This is a genomic window from Pseudoalteromonas sp. Z9A4, from assembly GCF_011378845.1.
GTDB classification, from domain to species: Bacteria; Pseudomonadota; Gammaproteobacteria; order Enterobacterales; family Alteromonadaceae; genus Pseudoalteromonas; species Pseudoalteromonas arctica.
Window position 1 is genome coordinate 94,710 of record NZ_WTLA01000012.1, and the last position, 21,247, is coordinate 115,956.

The window sequence follows — 21,247 nt, forward strand, 5'->3', positions numbered from 1 at the left end:
AAAATAAAATGATTTAAGTAAGCAATATATATGAACGATGTTTGCAATGCACCCGGTTTATTGCCAATTGAAACTGCAATACAAAATATACTTGGCTCAATAACGCCAGTTAAAGACGTTGAAACCATCACTATAATGCAAAGCGTTGATCGCGTTTTAGCAAGCGATGTTAAATCAACTATAAACGTACCAGCGCATGATAACTCCGCAATGGATGGCTATGCGCTATGTATTTCAGATAAAAGCTTAACCTATACACAAGTAGGTAGCGTGTTTGCGGGTCAAGTTTTTGAAGGAACGCTTACCCTAGGGCAATGCGTAAGAATAATGACCGGCGCCGCCATTGCACCCGGCGCTAACGGCGTTGTAATGCAAGAAAACGCCTCGGTAGATGGCGATAAAATTACGTTTACCGCGCAACCAGAGCTAAATGAAAACGTACGTTTTGCTGGCGAAGATATAGCAATCGACGATGTTATTTTAAAAGCAGGCGATAAATTAAAAGCCGTTGATGTGGGGTTACTTGCATCTTTGGGAATTGCCAATATAGACGTGGTAAGAACCTTAAAAATAGCCGTGCTTTCTACAGGCGATGAGCTAATAGAACCTGGTCAGCCGCTTAAGCAAGGCGCTATTTTTGAAAGTAACCGCGCTGTTATTATTAGTGCGCTGCAACAAAAAAATATCGACGTGATTGATTTAGGGATTATCCCTGATGACAAAGAACTCATCACTAATGCATTTTTAAAAGCGAATGAACTTGCCGATGCCGTAATAAGCTCAGGCGGCGTATCGGTTGGTGAAGCCGACTTTACTAAAGAAGTGCTCAACGAAATTGGCGAAATTCACTTTTGGAAAATAGCCATGAAACCAGGCAAACCTTTTGCCTTTGGTAAACTAAGTAACAGTTACTTTTTTGGCTTGCCAGGTAACCCTGTGTCGGCTGCTGTTACGTTTAATCAGTTAGTAGAGCCTGCACTGCAAAAGCTGTCGGGTCTTGGTGAAGTAAACCCTAAAATGCGTTTTAACGCGGTTACTACATCCGTTATTAAAAAGCGCCCTGGCAGAGCCGACTTTCAGCGAGGTACTGCAACAACTAACGAGCAAGGTGACTTGGTGGTTGCCCCGTTTAATAAACAGGGCTCGGGTGTACTTTCGTCGCTTAGTAAAGCTAACTGCTTAATTGTGGTGCCAGCACAAAGCGGCAATATCGAAAAAGGCGCAACAGTAAGTATTGAGTTGCTATAAAGCCTAAAATGCTACAGCTAACTGTATAATTTAGCTGTAGCGCTGCTGCAAACCTTAAAATATTTTTATATTTAATGTTTGAATTAAACAATTTAACTTTTCGCTACGCCCTACAAACTCTTCTTTGCTCAATCTATTAACACACTTTAGCGCATTTTTAGTCGCAAAGTATCTATCATAACTTAGGCTTCTTTCGCATTTAACACTATACGTTGAGGGCCAAGAGCCGCCGGCACCCGTTGCTATGCCAACAACGTTACATGTAGCATCTATATACTGCTCCCATGCTGATATTTGCGCTTTAACTGCATCAAATTGGTAATCATCAGTTAGTTGCGCGTAAATTTCATCCATCATTTTACTGATTTTAGTTTTGTATCTATTACCCTCTAAATTATAAGTATTGCCGGTGTGCATTGCACCGCCTTCAGGCCAACCATCAGCGCTTTGTGCAAATGCGCCAAATGATGAAATAGCAAAAGCAAACCCAATAATAATTTTATTCATTTTAAATCCTTTTAATAGTTACCAGATACCTGAAAAAAACGCTCATAAAAAATGCCGCTAAGCTTAACTGAGCGGCATTATATTATTCAATAAGCTTTTAAAGAGGTCTATTTAAAAACCAAATATTTTTAAATCAAAAAACTTAGTCGCCACTGTATTTATAAATATCACAGCTAGAATGACAGGAATAAACGTTGAAAGTGAAAAGTTAACGTACTTTTCCATCAAGCTTCCCGCATAATTAGGCGAACCTAAGCTTAGCTCTTGCGTTAAGCGTGCTTTTTTCCAGCGGTACATTACAAACAAACACACCATTAAGCCATTAAGCGGTAAAATTGTGTCGTAAAATACATCAACAATAATATCAAAAAAGCTCTTATTAACGCCGCCATAACTGGTGAACGAAGTAAGGCTGTCAATCATACCAAACGACATTGTACATAAAATAGTAAGTACACCGGTTGAAAGTGTAAGGATGCCCAATGCTTTTTTACGGCTAATACCTCTACGGTCACTTAGTGTTGCTGTCGGTACTTCTACTATTGAAACAAGTGAAGTAATCGCTGCAAAAAATACTAATAAGAAGAATGAGAACGCAACAATAGACGCACCGACATAACCAATATCATTTTGCAGTGCTAATAATATTTTAGGTAGGTATACAAAAATCATTGATACAGACGAGTCAGAAAGTGCTGATGGGTCTGTGTTTGGATCAAAGCTAAATATAGCGGGCAACACCATTAGGCCCGCTACAAACGCAACGAGTGAGTCCGTAATAGCGACCATTTTAGCGCTACTTACAATGTCATCTTTTTTAGAAATGTATGACGCGTAAGTCATTAATATACCCATACCCAGCGATAGCGAGAAAAACGCTTGGCTTAATGCGCCATTAAGTACACTTGCACTCATCTTAGAAAAATCAGGAATAATGTAGTATTTAACACCGGCCATTGCGTTATCAAGCGTTAATACATAAGTAACTAAGGCAAGTAGCATGAAAAGTAAGGCAGGCATTAAAAATTTAGCGGCTTTTTCTATGCCTTGTTTAACACCCCCTAATAAAATTAAGTTAACAATAATAACCACAACAGCCATATAGCCAAACACAGTGTAACTATTAATAAAAACACCAAAGTGGCCAGGATCTGCAAGTAAATCTAAATTACCGAGACCTGTTTGCGTTAAGTAACCAAAAATCCAAACCGTAATTACCATATAAAACACAGCAATCATAAATGGTGTAAGCACCGCTAAAAAACCTGCTAGCTTCCATTTTTTATCGTTATTAGATAATAGCTTGTACGAACCAAGTGGATCTTTTTGAGCGTTACGACCCATTGCCATTTCAGCCATCATGACTGGTAAACAAATGAACACGACAAATAAAGCGTAAATTAATAAGAATGCGCCACCACCATTTTTGGTAGCAGAAACCGGAAAACCAACTAAATTACCAATACCAACAGCCGAACCTGCCGCTGCCATTATGAATCCGAGACGGGAACTAAATCGTTCTCTATTTTCGCTCATGCATAAAACCTTTTTATTATTTTGTATATTTCAGCGACTCTACCAGTGTTACACAGAGATTTTCAAGCAATTACAGCTTAAAAATAAAATCGAAGTGTAAACCTGTGTAAATACGCTTTTAATTCACCAATTTTCAACGCTGTGGTAGTATTGCGTTAATCAAATTTAACAATTTTTATGAGATTCCTTATGTTGTACATGATTCACTCAACAGACGTTGAAAACAGCTTAGAGCTTAGAAAAGCAGCACGCCCGGCACATTTAGCACGCCTTAGTGAGCTTGATTCACAAAACCGTTTATTAACTGCGGGTCCGTTTCCGGCAGTCGATAGTGAAGATCCTCAAGAAGCAGGTTTTACCGGTTCATTAGTTGTTGCTGAGTTTGAGTCAATAGAAGCAGCTCGAGAGTGGGCAGCAGCTGACCCTTACGTTGCCGCTCGCATCTATGAAAATACAATTGTTAAACCTTTCAAAAAAGTGTTCCCTGCTTAAAAGTGTATTAAACCCTAAGAGCGTGTGTTGCACTGTAATTCAGGGTTTGTTCACAAGATTTTAATTAAAATTACTGTGATAAAAGCGAATTTAGCGTTTTTACTTGAATTTTAGTAACTTAGTTAATTAAACTAAGTGGGTCTGGTCTAGGAGTTTTCCATTATGCGCGTATTATTAAGCCTCGGTTTTATTGCTTGTGTTAGCTTAGCTAACTTTGCTCAAGCAGCGACGGCCACCCAAGCATCTCATGCTGAGGTGGACAAAAAGAAAGCCGTAATACTTGCAAAGAAAACAATAGGCGGTAAGACCTTAAAAATTACCGAAAAAACAGATTTTTATACCGTACGAATACTCAAATCTGACGGCCACGTCGTTGATTTACATATAAATAAAAAAACCGGCGAAGTGAAAAAGGATTAACAAATGCGAATTTTAGTTATTGAAGACGATTTACATTTAGCAGATAACCTACGTAATGCTTTAGAAAAAGAACGTTACAGCGTGGATTTATGTCACGATGGTGAAGCAGGTCTTTTCCACATTACAGAATACCCGCTTGATATGGCCGTAGTTGATTTAGGTTTACCTAAAATAGACGGTATTGAGCTAATCAATAAAGCACGAGCACAAGGCATTACTATCCCTATTTTAATCTTAACAGCGCGCGATCGCTGGCAGGATAAAGTAGAAGGTTTGGATGCAGGTGCAGATGACTACCTTACTAAACCATTTCATGTTGAAGAACTTATTGCACGTTGTAATGCATTAATTCGTCGCAGTGCTGGTAAAGCAAATCCAGAAATGACTGCGGGTCCAATTAAAATTCATACACGTTCACAACAAGTATGGGTTGATGATAAAGAACTTAGCCTTACAGCTTACGAATATAAAGTACTTGAATACTTAATGGTAAATCCGCAAAAAGTAATTTCTAAATCAGAACTTACTGAGCATATTTACGACCAAGATTTCGACCTTGATTCAAACGTAATTGAAGTATTTGTACTACGTTTGCGTAAAAAGCTTGACCCTGAAGGCGTACTAAACCCAGTAGAAACACTACGTGGGCGTGGTTACAGGCTTAAAAGCCAGTGGTAATACCGCAAATATCGTTAAAAATAAGGCAAGGATTTATCCTTGTCTTTGTTTTATTAGTCGCACTCCCTATCTTATTTTATTCAATTGGCAAAGCGTATTACGCTTCACTTGTTGATGCGACAGAAAAAACCCTCGAGGCACAGCTCTACTCGCTAATATCTGAAGTCGACTTTACTGAGCATGGTATTATTATGCCCAGCACTATTTTAGCGCCTGAGTTAAACAGATTAAATTCAGACACCTACGCAATGATTTACCGCGATGATGACCCTGTTTGGAACTCAGAATCGGCTGTAAATTTAAACTATGTACCTCAACAAATAGAAACCAAAGCCGGTGCCGCCGACTTCAGGCGTGTGGAGTATAATAATACCGCGTACTGGCAACTTAGCCTGACTGTAATTTTAAACAACATAGATCAATCAGAACAAGCTCGCTTTATATTAGTCAAACGTAACGACGCTCTACTTCGTATAATGGATGGCTTTAAGCAAACCCTTGTAGATTGGATGTTTATCATGGGGATTGCAATTGCAGGCCTAATGGCGATTGGTTTCATTTGGAGCGCTCGCCCACTCCAACGACTCGATAAAGAAATAAAAGCGATTGAATCGGGTGATATTCAAGAAATTAAAGGCCTCTACCCTGTAGAGCTGCAAACAATAAAAGCAGACCTAAACTTGCTACTTGAGTCGCAACAGCGCCAAAAAGAGCGCTACAGAGCCTCATTAAGCGACCTTGCTCATGCTCTTAAAACACCGCTTGCAGTACTTAAATCAAGTCCATTGGCAAACGATGCCGATGCACAAGAACAACTCGACCGAATTAATGTGATGATCGAGCACCAATTAAAGCGTGCTGCAACCGGTGCATCAGACACGTGGAAAAAGCAAACACCTATTAAGCCAGTACTCGATTCAATACTCAGTGCTATGGCAAAAGTATACCGTGATAAAGATATTATTTTTACCTGCACCGTAACCGAAAAAGATTACTTTTTAGGTGACCAAACAGATTTAATGGAATTACTCGGTAACTTGATTGATAACGCCTGTAAAGCGTGTCGCTCGCAAGTAGAAATACAAGTAATCCAAAGTAAAACTCTGTGTATTGGAATTAGCGATGATGGCCCTGGTGTGCCAGAGGATAAACGTGAATCTTTACTTACACGTGGTACTCGCCTCGATACATACGAAAGCGGACACGGCGTAGGCATGGCGATTGTATCTGATTTAGTTAAGTCGTATAACGGGACGCTTACCATTACCGATGCTGATAACTTAGCCGGCGCTCAATTTATCTTAGAGTTTAATTACAATGACAAAAAGTAACTATTTATTAAAACTAACTGCCATTGTGCTATTAACTACAAGCCAGTACAGCTTTGCAGATGAGGCATGTACTTTAGCCGCTAAAGCAACAACCGATGAAGCTAAACGTTATATTCAATGCCTAGACACCCAAATTGATAAAACAAAACAAGTGCAAGGTAGTTGGATACAAAAGCGTAAATTTGAGCTAACTAAATTACAAGAAAGTACAGGCAATACACAAGTACTACCGTTATTTATGCGCAGCATTAGTGATAACGAAAAGTACCTAGAGAGCGCCTGTCAATGGCGCTACTTAATAAAACTCCCTAATATGACAACAGCAGCCATTAGCTATAAACTCTGTGAAATTGAGCTTATAAATCAATTTACAGAATCACTAAAACACCCATTTTAACGTAACTTAAGCACACTAAACTAGTTATACCAACCTGCATAAATCTTTGATCAATTTAACGAATTAAATTGCACTATAACGTCGTTAAAAATTTTTTATTTAGAACAACTAGATACAAAAATTTTTGCCTAGTTCTAGCGTAATTTTCTTAACGTTAAATAGACCTCGTATATAAGCAGATTGGTATTACGTTTCACTACTAGTTCCCTTTAGTCTACTTGACAATTTATTCATATCAAAACAAACTACCTACTAGTAGATTGCTAAATAGCTAATAGGTAAATAAATGACTAAACCAGTAATAATTATAGGTGGCGGACTCGCCGGCTTATACAGTGCGTATAAATTACAACTGCTTAATATTGAGTACTTATTACTGGAAGCTAAATCGCAATTAGGCGGCCGAATTTTTGCTGCGCAATCACCAATAAATAACGATGTTAGTTTTGATTTGGGTCCTACGTGGATATTTCCTCACCAACCAAAAATCCAAGCTTTAGTAAAGTCACTCCACTTAAGTATATTTGAGCAATACAACAAAGGTGATGTGTTATATCAAGCACCTAACGCCAAGCAGCCTCAACAAATTGCAGGTGCTGGAGATATGCAGTTATTTAGGCTTAAGCACGGCATGAATACCTTAATAACTGCCTTATACGGGCAACTTAATCCTGATTCAGTGTTATTAGAACACAATGTCACTGAGCTTAAAAAAGGTGATAATAACTGGCAAATTACGGTTAATCACTTAGGTAATATAAAGCAATTTACTACTGAAAAACTAATTTCAGCTATTCCTGCTCGTATGGTTACAACACACTTAACACCTGAACTATGGGCTACTCCAACGCTCATAAACCGTCTTAGTAGTGTACCTACATGGATGGCAGGACAAGCCAAATTTATAGCTACTTTTGAACATGCATTTTGGCGTGATAAAAACTTATCAGGACAATGCTTTAGTCGCGTAGGCCCAATGGTCGAAATTCACGATGCCAGTGCTGAAGATGGCAATTACGCCGCATTATTTGGCTTTATAGGTGTGCCCTACTTATCAAGAAACCAAGTAACTAAAGAGCAATTAATTCAAGCCTGTGCCCAACAGCTTAGCTATTTTTATGGTAAAGATGCTGAAAAGGCAACGGGGTATTTTATTAAAGACTGGGCAGACGATAAGTTTGTAGCTAATAGAGACGATCAAACTCAGCCTTCGCAGCACCCAGAATTTGATTTTTCAGGCTTAGATGAGCAATTAAATAACTTGAACATTCGTTTTGTAGCGAGTGAGTTTGCAAAACAAGAAGCAGGATATTTAGAAGGCGCAATAAACGCGGTGGATGACGCTATTAAATTGTTTGTTAATTAATAGCCCTGTATTTACTGATAACTTAACCATCAAGGGCTTTAATTTTACAGCCCTTGATAGTTATAGATGTTAGTTATTTTTAGCAACGTCTTCGCCACTGCCTAGTAGAGTGGCAACCCACTTACCTTCAGCACTGGCTTCTAAGCCTATTTTTACAATCATCGTTAATGGCACAGATAAAAGCATACCCACAGTACCTAATAACCAACCCCAAAATATTAATGATAAAAATACCACTAATGTTGAAAGGCCCAGCCCTTTGCCCAAAAACTTAGGCTCTACAATATTGCCCATTACCGTATTTATTGTTAAATAACCTGCAGCAACCAATCCCGAAATTAACGGACCTTGAGTAATAAGCGCAAGTAATACAGCCGGTACAGCCGCAATAATTGACCCAATATTAGGAATGTAATTGAACATAAATGCCAATACCCCCCACAGCACAAAGTAGTCAACGTCTAAAATCCATAAGTAAAACGCAGCAATAATACCCGTACCTAAACTTACTAGTGTTTTAATTGCCAGATATGAATTAATAGACTCTAAAAAGCGGTCAATTTGCTTCATTTTGCTATCGGGATCTTCAAGTGCCATGTGTATTTTTTTGCTCAGCATTGGCCCTTCAAACAACATAAAAACAACGGTTAAAATAATTAAAAACATGTTTGCCATTACGCCACCTAAACCGGTGAGCATATTAGTGGCTACATCAACCATTTTACCTGGGTCGAACATATTGATTAACTGTTCTTTATTAATCAGTATGTTGTATTGAGATGCTAAATCTACAAGCCATACAAATTCTTCTTTGAGTTGTGTTTTATACTCAGGAAGTTGCTGCGAAAAATCGTTTATTGATTGCCCTACAAGCCCGCCAAGGCTTACACCTAAGCCAACTATAATAAGCACTACCAACATAACAGCAATGCCTTTAGGAATTCGGTAGCGCGCAAAAAACTTGATAAGCGGATTACAAATAATGGCAATAAACGCCGCCAAAATAAACGGAATAATAATTACACTTGCCGCTTTTATCCCCGCGAGTACGACCACTAAGGAAGCAAAAACTATTAAGCTTTTATTTACTCCAGTTAAACTTGCCAATTTATTAATCCTCTTATTAATGATATGGCTTTAGTGTAAGGCAAAAGGTAATTAAATGAAATAATTACGAAGTGATCATAAAAGCCTGTTTTACGTATAAATTTGCAAAGCTGTTTGCTAGCGAGTATGTTTTTTAATCACTTGCTACTATTTTATTGTAAGGATTAATAATGCATATATTTGTTACTGGCGCGACGGGATTAATTGGTAAGCACTTATGCCCTTTTTTACTTCATCATAATACTGTTACTGTGCTTAGCCGAAATCCGACTAAAGCAAACGTATTATTGGGCCATAAAGTTAAAGCCGTAAGCAATGTTAATGCAGTAGATTTTAACACTGTTGATATTGTTATTAATCTAGCTGGCGAGCCTATTGTAAATAAACGCTGGAGCGACAAACAAAAGCAAATAATACGCGACAGCCGTATTGGTGTTACACAACAAATTAGTGAAGCTATTAAAGCTTGTAGCACTGCCCCACATACTTTTATATCTGGAAGCGCCGTTGGGTTTTATGGTCGACAAAATAGTAACCCTATTGATGAAACTTTTGAAAACCCACACGACGAATTTAGCCACCAGCTTTGTAAAGACTGGGAAAATGCAGCGCTACTCGCGCAATCAGAACACACCAGAGTGTGCCTTTTGCGCACGGGTATTGTTTTAGCTAAAAAAGGTGGAGCATTAAGTAAAATGCTACCCGCTTTTAAATTGTGTTTAGGCGGCCCAATTGGTAATGGCGAGCAAGGAATGTCGTGGATACACATCGACGATATGATTCAGCTAATACTTTTTATTATTAAGCATCCAGAAATATCTGGCCCTGTTAACGCAACTGCGCCAAACCCTGTAAGCAATGCTCAATTTGGTAAAAGCTTAGGCGAGGCGTTATCGCGACCTGCATTTATTCCTATGCCCACTGCAGCACTTAAACTATTAATGGGTGAAATGTCAGACTTACTAACAACGGGACAATTTGTAGTCCCTAAAAAGGCGCTCGTTCATAATTATCGTTTTCATCATCCTGATATTAAATCAGCTTTAGAGAGTTTGGTTTAGCGGGCGTTAATAATTCTTGAGGTAAAATATAAAAATTGAAAAAGCAATCCTTTTAACTGAATTGACCTTTTCTTATTAATACATAATAATTACAACAGTTAGTTAAATATATATTTCATCATTTTATAATAAAGAGAATAAATCATGTTTCATTTGCCTACTGTGATCTTCTTCTCTTTTATCCTTAACTTGTTCATAAGTTTATTTTTTCTCTCAATTTATAAATATAAAAAACAAACATCTTTTTTATTATTTGGTTTAGCCTGTGCCACATTCGCATTAGCCGAAATACTAGCATGTTTGCGCTTATTCATAGATCTTCCTTTAATAACCCACTATTTGGCTAGTGTTTCAATGATTACTAGCCCACTTTTAATTATTGTTGGACTATATAAATACAAAAACGTACAAAATATTAGCTTAATGCCTCTTTACTGCATATTTGGTTTTTCTAGCTTATTGTTATTGGCAATTTATCCTTTCGGTGCAGCAAAAATGCTAACGAGTTTAGTAATTGCCGGATTATTTATTTACACAGCGTATTTAATCAAAAGCATGAGCTTTGTTGCTAAAGCCCAGAAAAAGGCGTTAATTACCTGCTTTTTAGTGCACAGTGGAGTTATGTTTTTAAATGCTATATTTCTATCAATACCGGTACTTAGTTCGAGTATTCAAGATGTAGCAACCCCTTTGCAAATTGTGCTTATTAGTCATTTACTATTAGCCACACTGAGTGCTCTTATACTGCCATTTTTGTTATTTTCTAATAGTGAATACACGCTATCGAACCTTGCCAATACCGACTCTCTTACACAGTTATTTAATCGCAGAGGTTTTTTTAATAACGCCAAAGCAGTCCTTAAACAACCTAATAACAATAATATAGATGTATCTATAATTATTCTAGATATCGACTTTTTTAAGCATGTAAACGATAAGTACGGCCACGACACGGGCGATCAAGCAATTAAATGGATTGCGCAGCACATAAAAGAGCAATTTATTGATGAGGGTATTTGCGCCAGAATAGGCGGTGAAGAATTTGCAATATTACTACCAGACTATTCCCTACGAGCAGCTAAAGAATATGCAGAGCACTTACGTGAAAATATTTCTAAGCATCCGTTTTATTATCAAAACGCGCATATAAAACTATCTGTGAGCGCCGGAGTGAGTCACTCTGTAAATGGTAAAGTGAGTGTAAAAGACTTACTGTCGTTGGCTGATAAACGCCTTTATCTTGCTAAAGAAACCGGCAGAGATAAAGTAGTTAGCTTTGACGAAAAAAACCTCTTAATGCAGTGCTAATTATTTTACAAGCTATTATAAAAAAGGTTCTTCCTATAAAAACGTGGTAACTCTTTGTATTTATAGCCACTTGCTCCTATTTAGTTATATCAATTAGCTCAAGTATTTATGCAGGTTAGTATTAATCCTCTACATAAAAAAAGCCCTTCATTCGAAGGGCTTTGGTATACACAATAGAGTTAATAAACTACTTACAAGACAGTGTAGCTTCGCCTGCTTTATTAGGCACAAACTGAATATTAGCCACAGAAATTGATGCTTTACCATTGCTGCGTAAGCTAAATGGGCTTGTTAGGTTTGCAAAATTAACACCCTTATCAGCAAAACAACCTAAATCGATTGATACTGACTGCCATTTATTCTCAATGCTTTTATCTACAACGTTTGCTAAATCAATGCTTGCACCACATTCGCCCGAGCAAGTCATAGCAAGTGCTATATCGCTCGTTAGTGCTTCGTTTAATTTAATATCAAAGCTAATCACACTATCGGCTTCAACGTAGGCAATGGTATCTTCTGCAAAGCTTGTTACTATTTCAGCACTGGCTTTTTCTGCACCGCTAAAGCTAAATTGGCGAGCGTCTTCTTGTACTATTTTGTCCTCAGTTCGGTATTTAATTGCACCAAATTCATGAGTACTACTCGATACATCTAAAAGCTCATCGCCCGATTTTAACAATAAGCGCCATGGTGCTACAGGTGCACCAACAAGTATATCCATACTCGTAAGCCCTGAGTTATCAAGTTTAGAGTCTTCATCAAGGTCGTCAGCTAACACGTTTTTATCGCCGTACGTTAAACCAAAACCATAAGGGAGTAATGGGTCGTAATTTTCATCGCCTTTATTAACCGCAGTTTGTACCGCTGATTTAGGCCAAGAAAACGATAATTTACCTTTAAAGTTATTTTGAATGGTGCCGTCTGCCGCTTTTAATAAAACATCAGCAATACCTGCGCCTTCAGTACCTGGCAACCATGCAGCTACAAACGCGTCAGATGCGTTAAGTTCGCTGTTAACCCACATAGGTCGACCTGATATAAACACCGATACAACAGGAATGCCTTGCTCTTTTAGCGAGTTTAAAAGTGCTAATGACTTTTTATTTCCGCGCTCAAACTCAAGGTTATCTTTATCGCCGTGCCCTTCTGCGTAAGGTTCTTCACCAAATACAACAATGGCAACATCTGGACGTTGCTCAAACGTGCCATCAGCACTTAAAGTAACACTTCCACCTGCTGCAGATATTTGCTCTTCAAGCCCTTTGTAAATTGACGTTGCTCCAGGGAAATCTGCATTTTTATTATTAGTCCCTTGCCACGTAATACTCCAACCACCCGACTGTTTACCTATATTATCAGCACCATCACCTGCAACAAGTACGCGTTGATTAGCTGCGATAGGTAATAGGTTATTTTTATTTTTAAGTAATACAAGCGATTCGCGCACAGCTTGGCGTGCGACTTCGCGATGCTCTTGCGCGCCAATAAGTTCTGTTTTACCCGAGTAAAGACGCTTAGCCGGGCTTGGTTTATCAAATAACCCAGCGCGTAACTTTACGCGTAAAATACGTGCAACCGCATCATCAATGCGGCTCATACTTATTTTACCTGCATTTACTTGTGCAATTGTATTTTCATATAATGGCTTCCACGCGCCTGTTGGCACCATAAAAATATCAAGACCAGCGTTTACAGCTTCTGGGCAGCTTTCGTTAGTACAGCCTTTAATTTGCCCATGACCGTTCCAATCGCCTACTACGAATCCATCAAAACCCATTCGTGTTTTTAATACATCAGTAAGTAAATATTTATTGCCGTGATTTTTAACGCCATTCCAGCTATTAAAAGATGCCATAACCGATTGGCTACCCGCCGACAAGCCACCTACATAACCTTGGGCATGAATATCAAATAGCGACTGTTCGCTATCTATATTATTTCCCTGATCATCCCCATCAACGGTGCCACCGTCGCCAATAAAGTGCTTAACCGTGCTAATTACACGCTTGTCACTTAAAAAGTCGCCATCGGCTTTACCTTGCAATCCATTTACTATGGCTGCTGAATAATCGTGAACAATCTTTGGATCTTCTGAGTAGCCTTCGTACGTTCTGCCCCATCGGTCGTCTCGTACTACTGCTACAGTGGGTGCAAATACCCAATCTATCCCCGTAGCCATTACTTCTACTGCGGTAATAGACGCTATTTGCTCTATTAAATCTGGGTTATTAGCCGCGCCTAAACCAATGTTATGTGGAAAAAGCGTCGCGCCAATTACGTTATTATGACCATGTACTGCATCGGTGCCCCACATAGTTGGGATACTACTGCCATCAAGTGAGTCATCAACAGAAGCTTGATAAAAGCTCTCTGCTAAGGCTACCCAGTCCATTGGTGTTGCATGTTTGTCGCCATTAGGGAATGCACCACCGCCATTAAGATATGAACCAAAGCCATATTTACGCATGTCTTCAACGGTAATATCACGAATTTCTGGCTGAATCATTTGAGCAACCTTTTGCTCAAGTGTCATGGCTTTTAAATAGTTAACTATTTTAGCTTCAATATCGGCATCTTTTTTAACGGCAATATTAAGTTTTGGCCAAATTTGCGCTGTTTTAGATAACGTTTCATTAGTTTCAACCGATGTTACTGCGTCGTTTGAACAAGCCGATAAAGTACCTACTGATGCAATTAATGTTGCTAAGGCTATTTTATTAAGTGTAAAAGGGGTTTTCATTATAGAGTCTCCTGCGCTTGAACTGGTTTGCTACCGCTTAAACCATAGAACACGATAAATATGTAACATAAAATAGGTAAAACATACGAAAGTTGAACACCCACACTATCAGCAAGTGCACCTTGTAAAAGTGGCACTATTGCACCACCTACAATCGCCAAACACAAAATACCAGAGCCTTGAGCGGTATGCTTACCAAGTCCATTTAACGCTAAACTAAAAATAGTGGGGAACATAATAGAATTAAATAAACCAACCAATAGTATTGACCACATTGCTAATTGACCCGACGTGCTCATGGCAATAACGACTAAAATAATAGCCATGGTCGCGTTAAAGCCAAGTACTTTACCAGCGGGTAATTTTTGCATTACAGCAGCACCAATAAAACGCCCAACCATAGCACCACCAAAATAATAAGTGATGTAATGAGCTGCAACATGCTCTTTTAGCCCTGCAATATGTTCTTGTGCTAAAAAGCTTACTAAAAAGCTACCAATTGCCACTTCTGCGCCAACATACATAAATATGCCCACAGCACCTAATACAAGATGGCGATACTGCCAAGCACTGCCTTCAATTGCCTCTGATTTTTCGGCTTCTGCTTTTTGCTCGCTCATAATGTCTGGTAATTTAAGCCATGCAAAAATACCGGCTAGTAAAATAAGCATTGCAGCTAAAAGGAGGTAAGGAAGTTGAACTGACTCTGCATTTTGTGCAGGTGTTAAAAAGGCTTCTGACGCTGAGTCCAGAATTAACAGAGCACCAAATGATGGTGCAACCGTAGTGCCTAACGCGTTAAAAGCTTGAGTAAGCGTTAAACGAGAAGACGCTGTTTTTGCTGAACCCAACAAACTTACATAAGGATTTGCAGATACTTGTAATAACGTTATGCCACTGGCAAGTACAAATAAAGCGAATAAAAATACAGGATAACTATGTAAAGACGCTGCTGGGTAAAATAAGACACACCCTACTGCCGCAATTAAAAGCCCAACCACGATTCCTTTTTTATAACCAAGCTTTTTAACAATGTGTCCACTAGGGAGTGACATTAAAAAGTAAGCGCCAAAAAAGCAAAACTGCACAAGCATTGCTTGTACATACGTTAAATCGAAAACCGCTTTTAAATGCGGAATCAAAATATCATTTAAGCAGGTAATAAAACCCCACATAAAAAACAGTGAAGTTAAAGATGTAAGTGCAAAACCATAGTTTTTATCTTGGTGGTTTTGCGACTGTGTGTGTGATGTCAGTGGTGCTGAACTAGCCATGTGCTCTCCGCAATTTATTATTATAAATTGATCTTCAGTAAGTAATTAATACAAACCCCGCTAAGGCGCAGTATTTAAGAGTTGACCTGAAGATTAATTAACATTAATCTAAAAATGTAAGCGCTTTCACGGCTAATTAAATACGAACATGTTACATATTTCAACAACTTTTATTTTTAATAATGTTTTGTACCCGCTGAAAGTCAGTAAAAATAAGCGCTAAGCGTGCAATTAAGTTCTCAAAAAGGTTTGTAACCAATGACAAAAATATCATTACCATTTAATTCACCTCTATTAACAAAAGACTTTATTTATGGTGTAGCTACAGCATCATTTCAGATAGAGGGCGGATATGAGCATCGCTTACCGTGTATTTGGGATACCTTTTGTAGTACTGCAGGTAAAATTGCTGACAATTCACATGGTCATATTGCCTGCGATCATTACAATAATTGGCAACAAGACATAGATTTAATAGAGTCTCTAGGTGTTGATGCTTACAGGCTTTCTATTTCATGGCCTCGCGTGATGACTCAAGACGGAAAGTTAAATCCTGTAGGCGTTAAGTTTTATACTGATATTTTAGATGAGCTAAAACGAAAAAATATAAAAGCCTTTGTTACTTTGTACCACTGGGATTTACCGCAACACCTTGAAGATGAAGGCGGCTGGCTCAACAGAAAAACAGCTTATGCATTTGAGCAATACGTAGAACTAATTACTAACGCATTTGGAACACGAGTGTATTCGTACGCTACATTAAACGAACCCTTTTGCAGCGCGTTTTTGGGTTACGAAATTGGCATACATGCCCCAGGCTTAGTCGGCAAGCAGTATGGTAAAAAAGCAGCTCATCACTTATTACTCGCTCATGGTTTGGCCATGAACGTGCTAAATAAAACATCGCCTAATACTCAAAACGGCATTGTGCTTAACTTTACACCCGCATATCCACTTACCGATAATCAACAAGACATAGACAGTGCCAAATACGCTGATGACTACTTAAATCAGTGGTACATGAAACCAATAATGGATGGTAAGTACCCCGATATAATAAACCAATTACCAAGCGATCATTTACCAGACATACACCCTGGTGATATGGAATTAATTTCTCAGCCAATTGATTACTTAGGCATTAACTTTTATACCCGCCAAGTTTATAAGGCGCATCCTACTGACATTTATGAACCCATTGCACCTACGGGTCCGTTGACTGATATGGGATGGGAAGTTTACCCGCAATCGTTCACCGACCTGCTCGTATCGCTTAATAAAACATACACGCTACCGCCTATTTATATAACCGAAAATGGCGCAGCCATGCCCGATACATATAATAATGGTGAAGTTAACGACTTAGATCGTTTAAATTACTATAATGATCACTTAAATGCGGTTCATAATGCGATTGAACAAGGTGTTGTTATAGATGGCTACTTTGCTTGGAGCTTAATGGATAACTTTGAGTGGGCAGAAGGTTATTTAAAACGTTTTGGTATTGTGTATGTAGATTATAAGACGCAGCAACGCACCATTAAAAATAGTGGCTTAGCTTATAAAGAACTCATCTCTAAAAGATAAGAGTATACCCACAACTAAAAACAAGTATAAAGCGGGATAAACAATCATGGTCAGTGTAAAAGAAAAAATAGCGTATGGCTTAGGCGACACCGCCAGTAATATTATTTTTCAAACAGTTATGATGTTTTTAATGCTGTACTACACAGACGTAGTGGGTTTATCGCCTGCTGTTGTAGGTACTATGTTTTTAGCAGTGCGTATTTTTGATGCTGTAACCGACCCATTAATGGGTAACCTTGCAGATAAAACACATACGCGCTGGGGGCACTTTCGCCCCTACTTACTTTGGCTTGCCCTTCCTTTTGCCATTATTAGTATTTTAGCGTTCACTACGCCTGATTTAGAAGGCACCGATAAAATAATTTACGCTTTTACTACTTACACTCTGCTTATGGTTGTCTACACCGCTATTAATATTCCTTATTGTGCATTGGGCGGCGTACTTACAAGCGACGCAAAAGAGCGCGTGACTATTCAGTCTTACCGGTTTGTATTTGGTATGCTAGGCGGCGTAATAGTAGCGGGTTGTACTATGCCAATGGTTGAGTACTTTGGCCAAGGCGATGCAGCAAAGGGTTATCAATACACAATGACTGCAATGAGTATTTTAGGCCTTGTACTGTTTTTACTTTGTTTTTTAGGCACAAAAGAGCGTATACAACAGCCTAAAGAGCAAAACATTCCTTTTGCACAAAGTGTTAAAGCATTAATTAAAAACGATCAATGGCGAACACTTTGCTTAGCTGCATTCTTTTTACTTACCGGGCAAGTATTAAGGCTTACGCTTGCTGTTTACTACGTAAAGTACTATTTAGGTCGAGACGATTTAATCACTTTATTTATGACGCTAGGTGTTGCAGCCAGCATGGTAGGTTGTGCTTTAGCTCAACCACTTGCAAAGCGCTTTTGTAAAATAAAGGCCTATATAAGCTTACAAGTTATTGCCGCCGCTATTTGTGGTTTTAGTTACTTTATTAGTAAAGATCAATTAGTACTCGCATTCACTGCCTTTATTTTATGGAAATTCTTTTTAGATATGGCAACCCCGTTGTTGTGGGCAAAAATGGCCGACACCATAGATTATGGGCATGAAAAAACAGGTGTACGCATTACGGGTTTGGTTTATTCAGGCGTTATATTTTTTATTAAGATGGGCGTGGCTGTAGGCGGCGCAATTGCAGGCTGGTTGTTATCTTTTTACAGTTATCAGGCCGATGCAGTACAAACTCTTGATACCCAACACGGTATTTTACTGTCATTCACTGTACTACCTGCTTTTGGCTCATTATTTGTTGCCTACATAATGAAAAAATATACACTGACTAATCAGGTTGTTGAAAATATTCAATCTAAACTAACAGCTAGTTAAGATATATACTCTAAGGTATTATTTAGCCGAAGTAGTTAAGGATAAGCGAGTGAACAAATAACATGGCAACAATTTATCAAGTCTCAGAGCTTGCGGGCGTATCGTTAGCCACCGTTTCTCGCGTGATGAACAAAAATACCCGTGTAAGCGATAAAACTAAACAAAAAGTGCTTGATGCTATGGCGCAGCTTGGCTACAAGCCTAATTCAATAGCGCAATCTTTAGCCTCTAACTGTACTAACAGTGTCGGTATTTTAGTGTCTGAGTTACATGGTCCTTTCTTTGCCCAAATGATGGCAGGTATTGAGTCGGAGCTTCGTGCTGCGGGTAAACACGTTATTATTACTACCGGACACAGTGAAGAAGACAAAGAACAAGAAGGCATTGAGTTTTTAATTAGCAGACGCTGCGATGCTATTATTTTGCACGTAGAAGCTGTCTCAGACGACTACCTAATAAAACTAAGCCAAGGCTCTACACCCGTTTATTTAATGAGCCGTTACGTAGAGCAACTAAAAGACAACTGCATCAGCCTAGATAATCAATTAGGTGGTTACCTAGCCACTAAATCGATATTAAATCAAGGCCATACACAAATAGCGTATATTGCAGGCCCGCAGTTTAAAGCCGATGCTTTTAACCGCTTAGAAGGTCACAAACAAGCGCTTACAGAGGCTGGTGTAAAATTTGATCCTACGCTTTTTTATATTGGCGACTTTAACGAAACTGGCGGTAGTAAAGGCTTAAAACATTTTATTGATGAAAAACTTAGCTTTACTGCACTGGTATGCGCCAATGACGAAATGGCCTCCGGTGCCATGAAGTATGCACGAGAGCACGGTTATAACTTACCAATTGATTTATCGATTGTTGGATTTGATAACGTTATTTTTGCAAACTACCTATACCCTACACTCACGACCATAGATAATCCGGTCGGGAAAATGGGCGAAATGGCTGCTAAATTAGTACTTAAAGACGTATATCAAAATAAAAACCTCGTTATAAATCGTTTTTTTGAACCTACTTTAATGCAGCGCGATTCATCAGCACCACTTATTAAATAAAAACCAAAGACTAAAAACGAGTACTGATTTTGGTACAAAAAAAGCGGCTAAATGCCGCTTTTTGTATGTGAGTTACTTAACAATCCAAGGCGTTACTTTAATAACGTTCGATATATCGCCAAGCACTGCGCTATCATCTTCCCAGCTATCTTCAACTGCAAAATAACACACTGACTTTTCACACGTTATGCTCTTATCATCAAATTGCATTGGGCTTTTAAATGTAACTGCTACGCCCTTTTGCTCGGGTAATAAAAACCACATTAATTTACTTACAAAAAAGCCCGACAAATCAGTTAATAGCTCATCAAGTTCTTCGTTAATGGTATATAACGACTGCTTTGAAAATGCTAAACCTTCAAGTTCGTTTGCTTCAATTTGTAGCTTTAATTGGCAATCGTGCACAGGATTGAGCGGCTCTACTACAATGACCGCTTTATCGGTATCAAGCTGCTTATCGAACGGCAATAGTAATTGTGCTTTATCGGTAAAGTTAAGTGGATACTCGTTTCTTTCGGTTAAAATAGTACCGCTTTTAATCGCACATGTTTCATTAGTACCAATATCACTAATGTAAAAGTTAACTCGCGCATATTGAAAGTCGCCTTTGTTAACAATTTTTAAGCGGTCGTAAAAACCGTCATACGACATCACAAATTCTCTCGCATTTACATTAAACGCACTAATGCTCAGCAGTACTAACACAATAGCGTTGGTACAATTAAAAATGTATTTATTCATCAAAGTAGGCTCTATTTTGGCTAATCATCGTGTTTAACTCTTCTATATACGCTTCACCGCGCTCAGAGTAAGACATTAAACCTTGTGTAAGTTCAGTCGCTAAAATTGGTTTTTGCTCAAGACGTAAGTTTTCACGTATTGCGCGCAAATCTTTATAAGCAGGATGCGTATTTATGTTTTTAAAGTAAGAGTTTATAGCAGCTCTTACCGATTTAAACGCAGCAACTTCGTGCGCAGCACCGGTACTACGGCGTCTAGGGACCATGCCACAGCCTTTTGAATAACACCACTGACCAAAAAAGTTAAGGCCAATACGTGCAAAACGTGATGTGCCCCATGCAGATTCGTTTGCAGCTTGCATAAGCGCTAATTCTTTAGGAATTATATCAACACGGCGCAATGCAAGACTAAGCGTTAAAGTATCAAGCGTTGTTGGTAAATCGTACGACTCTAAAATTTTGATAATATCTTTGCTTTGCTTAGATTGCAGTGGCTCGTTATCCTCAAGCATTAATCGTGCAATTTGAAGCTTAGCGCGTTGCTGTAATATTTTTTTATTTTCGGCTTCAACGTGCGGACGAATAAAGCTAAAAAATGCATGTTTTTTTTCTTTAACATCACTAAATTCTGAAAACTTTGGCAGTTTTACATTATGTAATGGTTTTTCTTTTTTCTTCACTTTTTTTGGTTGTTCTGACGTTTGCTCGTCTAAATCAACATCATCATTTTGTATAAACGGGTATGCAAGCGCCCAAACAAAAAACACGGTTAGTAAAAGCTTAAAAATCGTTTTTAACATGTATTCTCTCTATCAAACTTAGTTATGCATGGTTAATACACAAGCATACGAAGGCGCATTATACCTAAGCCACTTTATAAACGCGAATAACTGGGGTTTGATGACCTTTTACGGTTGAATTTTCAGCAGTATATTTGAATTTTAGATAAAACAGAGCCTATGTAGTGCATTTGTTCATTCGCAATTTATAAGTCCATGGGTATACTGGGCAAAGTTTAA

General features: G+C 38.5%; 19 protein-coding genes. 12 read left to right on the top strand and 7 right to left on the bottom strand.

The genetic code is table 11. The features are described 5' to 3' along the window. Positions 1 to 30: 30 nt before the first annotated feature. A complete protein-coding gene (glp, locus tag GQR54_RS10850; protein WP_166377620.1) occupies positions 31 to 1,248 on the top strand; it encodes a gephyrin-like molybdotransferase Glp in 1,218 nt (405 codons plus the stop codon). A gap of 54 nt (positions 1,249 to 1,302) precedes the next feature. On the opposite strand, the gene GQR54_RS10855 is transcribed toward glp, so the two are convergent. Both GQR54_RS10855 and GQR54_RS10860 read right to left on the bottom strand, forming a co-directional pair. Further along, the gene (locus GQR54_RS10855) at positions 1,303 to 1,755 is read right to left on the bottom strand and encodes a DUF1311 domain-containing protein (RefSeq protein ID WP_166377621.1); all 453 of its coding nucleotides are present in this window, start codon (positions 1,753 to 1,755) and stop codon (positions 1,303 to 1,305) included. Positions 1,756 to 1,866: 111 nt separating this feature from the next. Then, positions 1,867 to 3,291, bottom strand: coding sequence for a sodium-dependent transporter (locus GQR54_RS10860; RefSeq protein WP_166377622.1), 1,425 nt, complete (start codon positions 3,289 to 3,291; stop codon positions 1,867 to 1,869). 189 nt (positions 3,292 to 3,480) lie between these two features. Between GQR54_RS10860 and GQR54_RS10865 the strand changes: the two genes are divergently transcribed. The 6 genes from GQR54_RS10865 (at position 3,481) to GQR54_RS10890 (ending at position 7,975) form a co-directional block, all read left to right on the top strand. Further along, a complete protein-coding gene (locus GQR54_RS10865) occupies positions 3,481 to 3,783 on the top strand; it encodes a YciI family protein (RefSeq protein ID WP_197192927.1) in 303 nt (100 codons plus the stop codon). Positions 3,784 to 3,945: 162 nt separating this feature from the next. Beyond that, positions 3,946 to 4,203, top strand: a complete 258-nt coding sequence (locus GQR54_RS10870) for a PepSY domain-containing protein (protein ID WP_002959808.1) — start codon at positions 3,946 to 3,948, stop codon at positions 4,201 to 4,203. Positions 4,204 to 4,206: 3 nt separating this feature from the next. After that, positions 4,207 to 4,881 (top strand): response regulator transcription factor, encoded by a 675-nt coding sequence (locus tag GQR54_RS10875; protein ID WP_007375447.1) that lies wholly within the window; start codon positions 4,207 to 4,209, stop codon positions 4,879 to 4,881. Then, a complete protein-coding gene (locus GQR54_RS10880) occupies positions 4,875 to 6,212 on the top strand; it encodes an ATP-binding protein (RefSeq protein WP_010552535.1) in 1,338 nt (445 codons plus the stop codon). Before GQR54_RS10875 ends, GQR54_RS10880 begins: the two co-directional genes overlap by 7 nt. Beyond that, a complete protein-coding gene (locus tag GQR54_RS10885) occupies positions 6,199 to 6,609 on the top strand; it encodes a hypothetical protein (RefSeq protein WP_166377624.1) in 411 nt (136 codons plus the stop codon). Before GQR54_RS10880 ends, GQR54_RS10885 begins: the two co-directional genes overlap by 14 nt. Positions 6,610 to 6,895: 286 nt before the next feature. After that, entirely contained in the window at positions 6,896 to 7,975 is a 1,080-nt protein-coding gene (locus tag GQR54_RS10890) for an FAD-dependent oxidoreductase (RefSeq protein ID WP_166377625.1), read from the top strand. Between the two features lie 69 nt (positions 7,976 to 8,044). Here the strand turns inward: GQR54_RS10890 and GQR54_RS10895 are convergent, their stop codons facing one another. Beyond that, a complete protein-coding gene (locus GQR54_RS10895) occupies positions 8,045 to 9,082 on the bottom strand; it encodes an AI-2E family transporter (protein ID WP_166377626.1) in 1,038 nt (345 codons plus the stop codon). A 170-nt stretch (positions 9,083 to 9,252) separates the two neighbouring features. Here GQR54_RS10895 and GQR54_RS10900 point away from each other — a divergent pair, with 170 nt between their 5' ends. Further along, positions 9,253 to 10,143 (top strand): TIGR01777 family oxidoreductase, encoded by an 891-nt coding sequence (locus GQR54_RS10900; protein ID WP_166377627.1) that lies wholly within the window; start codon positions 9,253 to 9,255, stop codon positions 10,141 to 10,143. A 354-nt stretch (positions 10,144 to 10,497) separates the two neighbouring features. After that, positions 10,498 to 11,451 (top strand): GGDEF domain-containing protein, encoded by a 954-nt coding sequence (locus tag GQR54_RS10905; protein WP_197192928.1) that lies wholly within the window; start codon positions 10,498 to 10,500, stop codon positions 11,449 to 11,451. A gap of 187 nt (positions 11,452 to 11,638) precedes the next feature. On the opposite strand, the gene GQR54_RS10910 is transcribed toward GQR54_RS10905, so the two are convergent. Both GQR54_RS10910 and GQR54_RS10915 read right to left on the bottom strand, forming a co-directional pair. Continuing rightward, positions 11,639 to 14,191: a glycoside hydrolase family 3 N-terminal domain-containing protein gene (locus GQR54_RS10910; protein WP_166377629.1), complete on the bottom strand. Its 2,553-nt coding sequence runs from the start codon at positions 14,189 to 14,191 to the stop codon at positions 11,639 to 11,641. Next, the gene (locus GQR54_RS10915) at positions 14,191 to 15,465 is read right to left on the bottom strand and encodes a sugar MFS transporter (RefSeq protein WP_166377630.1); all 1,275 of its coding nucleotides are present in this window, start codon (positions 15,463 to 15,465) and stop codon (positions 14,191 to 14,193) included. Before GQR54_RS10915 ends, GQR54_RS10910 begins: the two co-directional genes overlap by 1 nt. Positions 15,466 to 15,723: 258 nt before the next feature. Between GQR54_RS10915 and GQR54_RS10920 the strand changes: the two genes are divergently transcribed. The 3 genes from GQR54_RS10920 (at position 15,724) to GQR54_RS10930 (ending at position 19,488) form a co-directional block, all read left to right on the top strand. Then, positions 15,724 to 17,052 (top strand): GH1 family beta-glucosidase, encoded by a 1,329-nt coding sequence (locus GQR54_RS10920; protein ID WP_166377631.1) that lies wholly within the window; start codon positions 15,724 to 15,726, stop codon positions 17,050 to 17,052. Positions 17,053 to 17,098: 46 nt separating this feature from the next. Continuing rightward, positions 17,099 to 18,421, top strand: a complete 1,323-nt coding sequence (locus GQR54_RS10925) for an MFS transporter (RefSeq protein ID WP_165727734.1) — start codon at positions 17,099 to 17,101, stop codon at positions 18,419 to 18,421. Between the two features lie 62 nt (positions 18,422 to 18,483). Further along, positions 18,484 to 19,488: a LacI family DNA-binding transcriptional regulator gene (locus tag GQR54_RS10930; protein WP_165726368.1), complete on the top strand. Its 1,005-nt coding sequence runs from the start codon at positions 18,484 to 18,486 to the stop codon at positions 19,486 to 19,488. 72 nt (positions 19,489 to 19,560) lie between these two features. Here GQR54_RS10930 and GQR54_RS10935 read toward each other — a convergent pair whose 3' ends face one another. Next, positions 19,561 to 20,229, bottom strand: coding sequence for a DUF2987 domain-containing protein (locus tag GQR54_RS10935; RefSeq protein WP_101162854.1), 669 nt, complete (start codon positions 20,227 to 20,229; stop codon positions 19,561 to 19,563). Next, positions 20,222 to 21,028 (bottom strand): glucosaminidase domain-containing protein, encoded by an 807-nt coding sequence (locus tag GQR54_RS10940; protein WP_166377632.1) that lies wholly within the window; start codon positions 21,026 to 21,028, stop codon positions 20,222 to 20,224. The genes GQR54_RS10935 and GQR54_RS10940 overlap by 8 nt, the downstream gene beginning before the upstream one ends. Positions 21,029 to 21,247 lie beyond the last annotated feature (219 nt).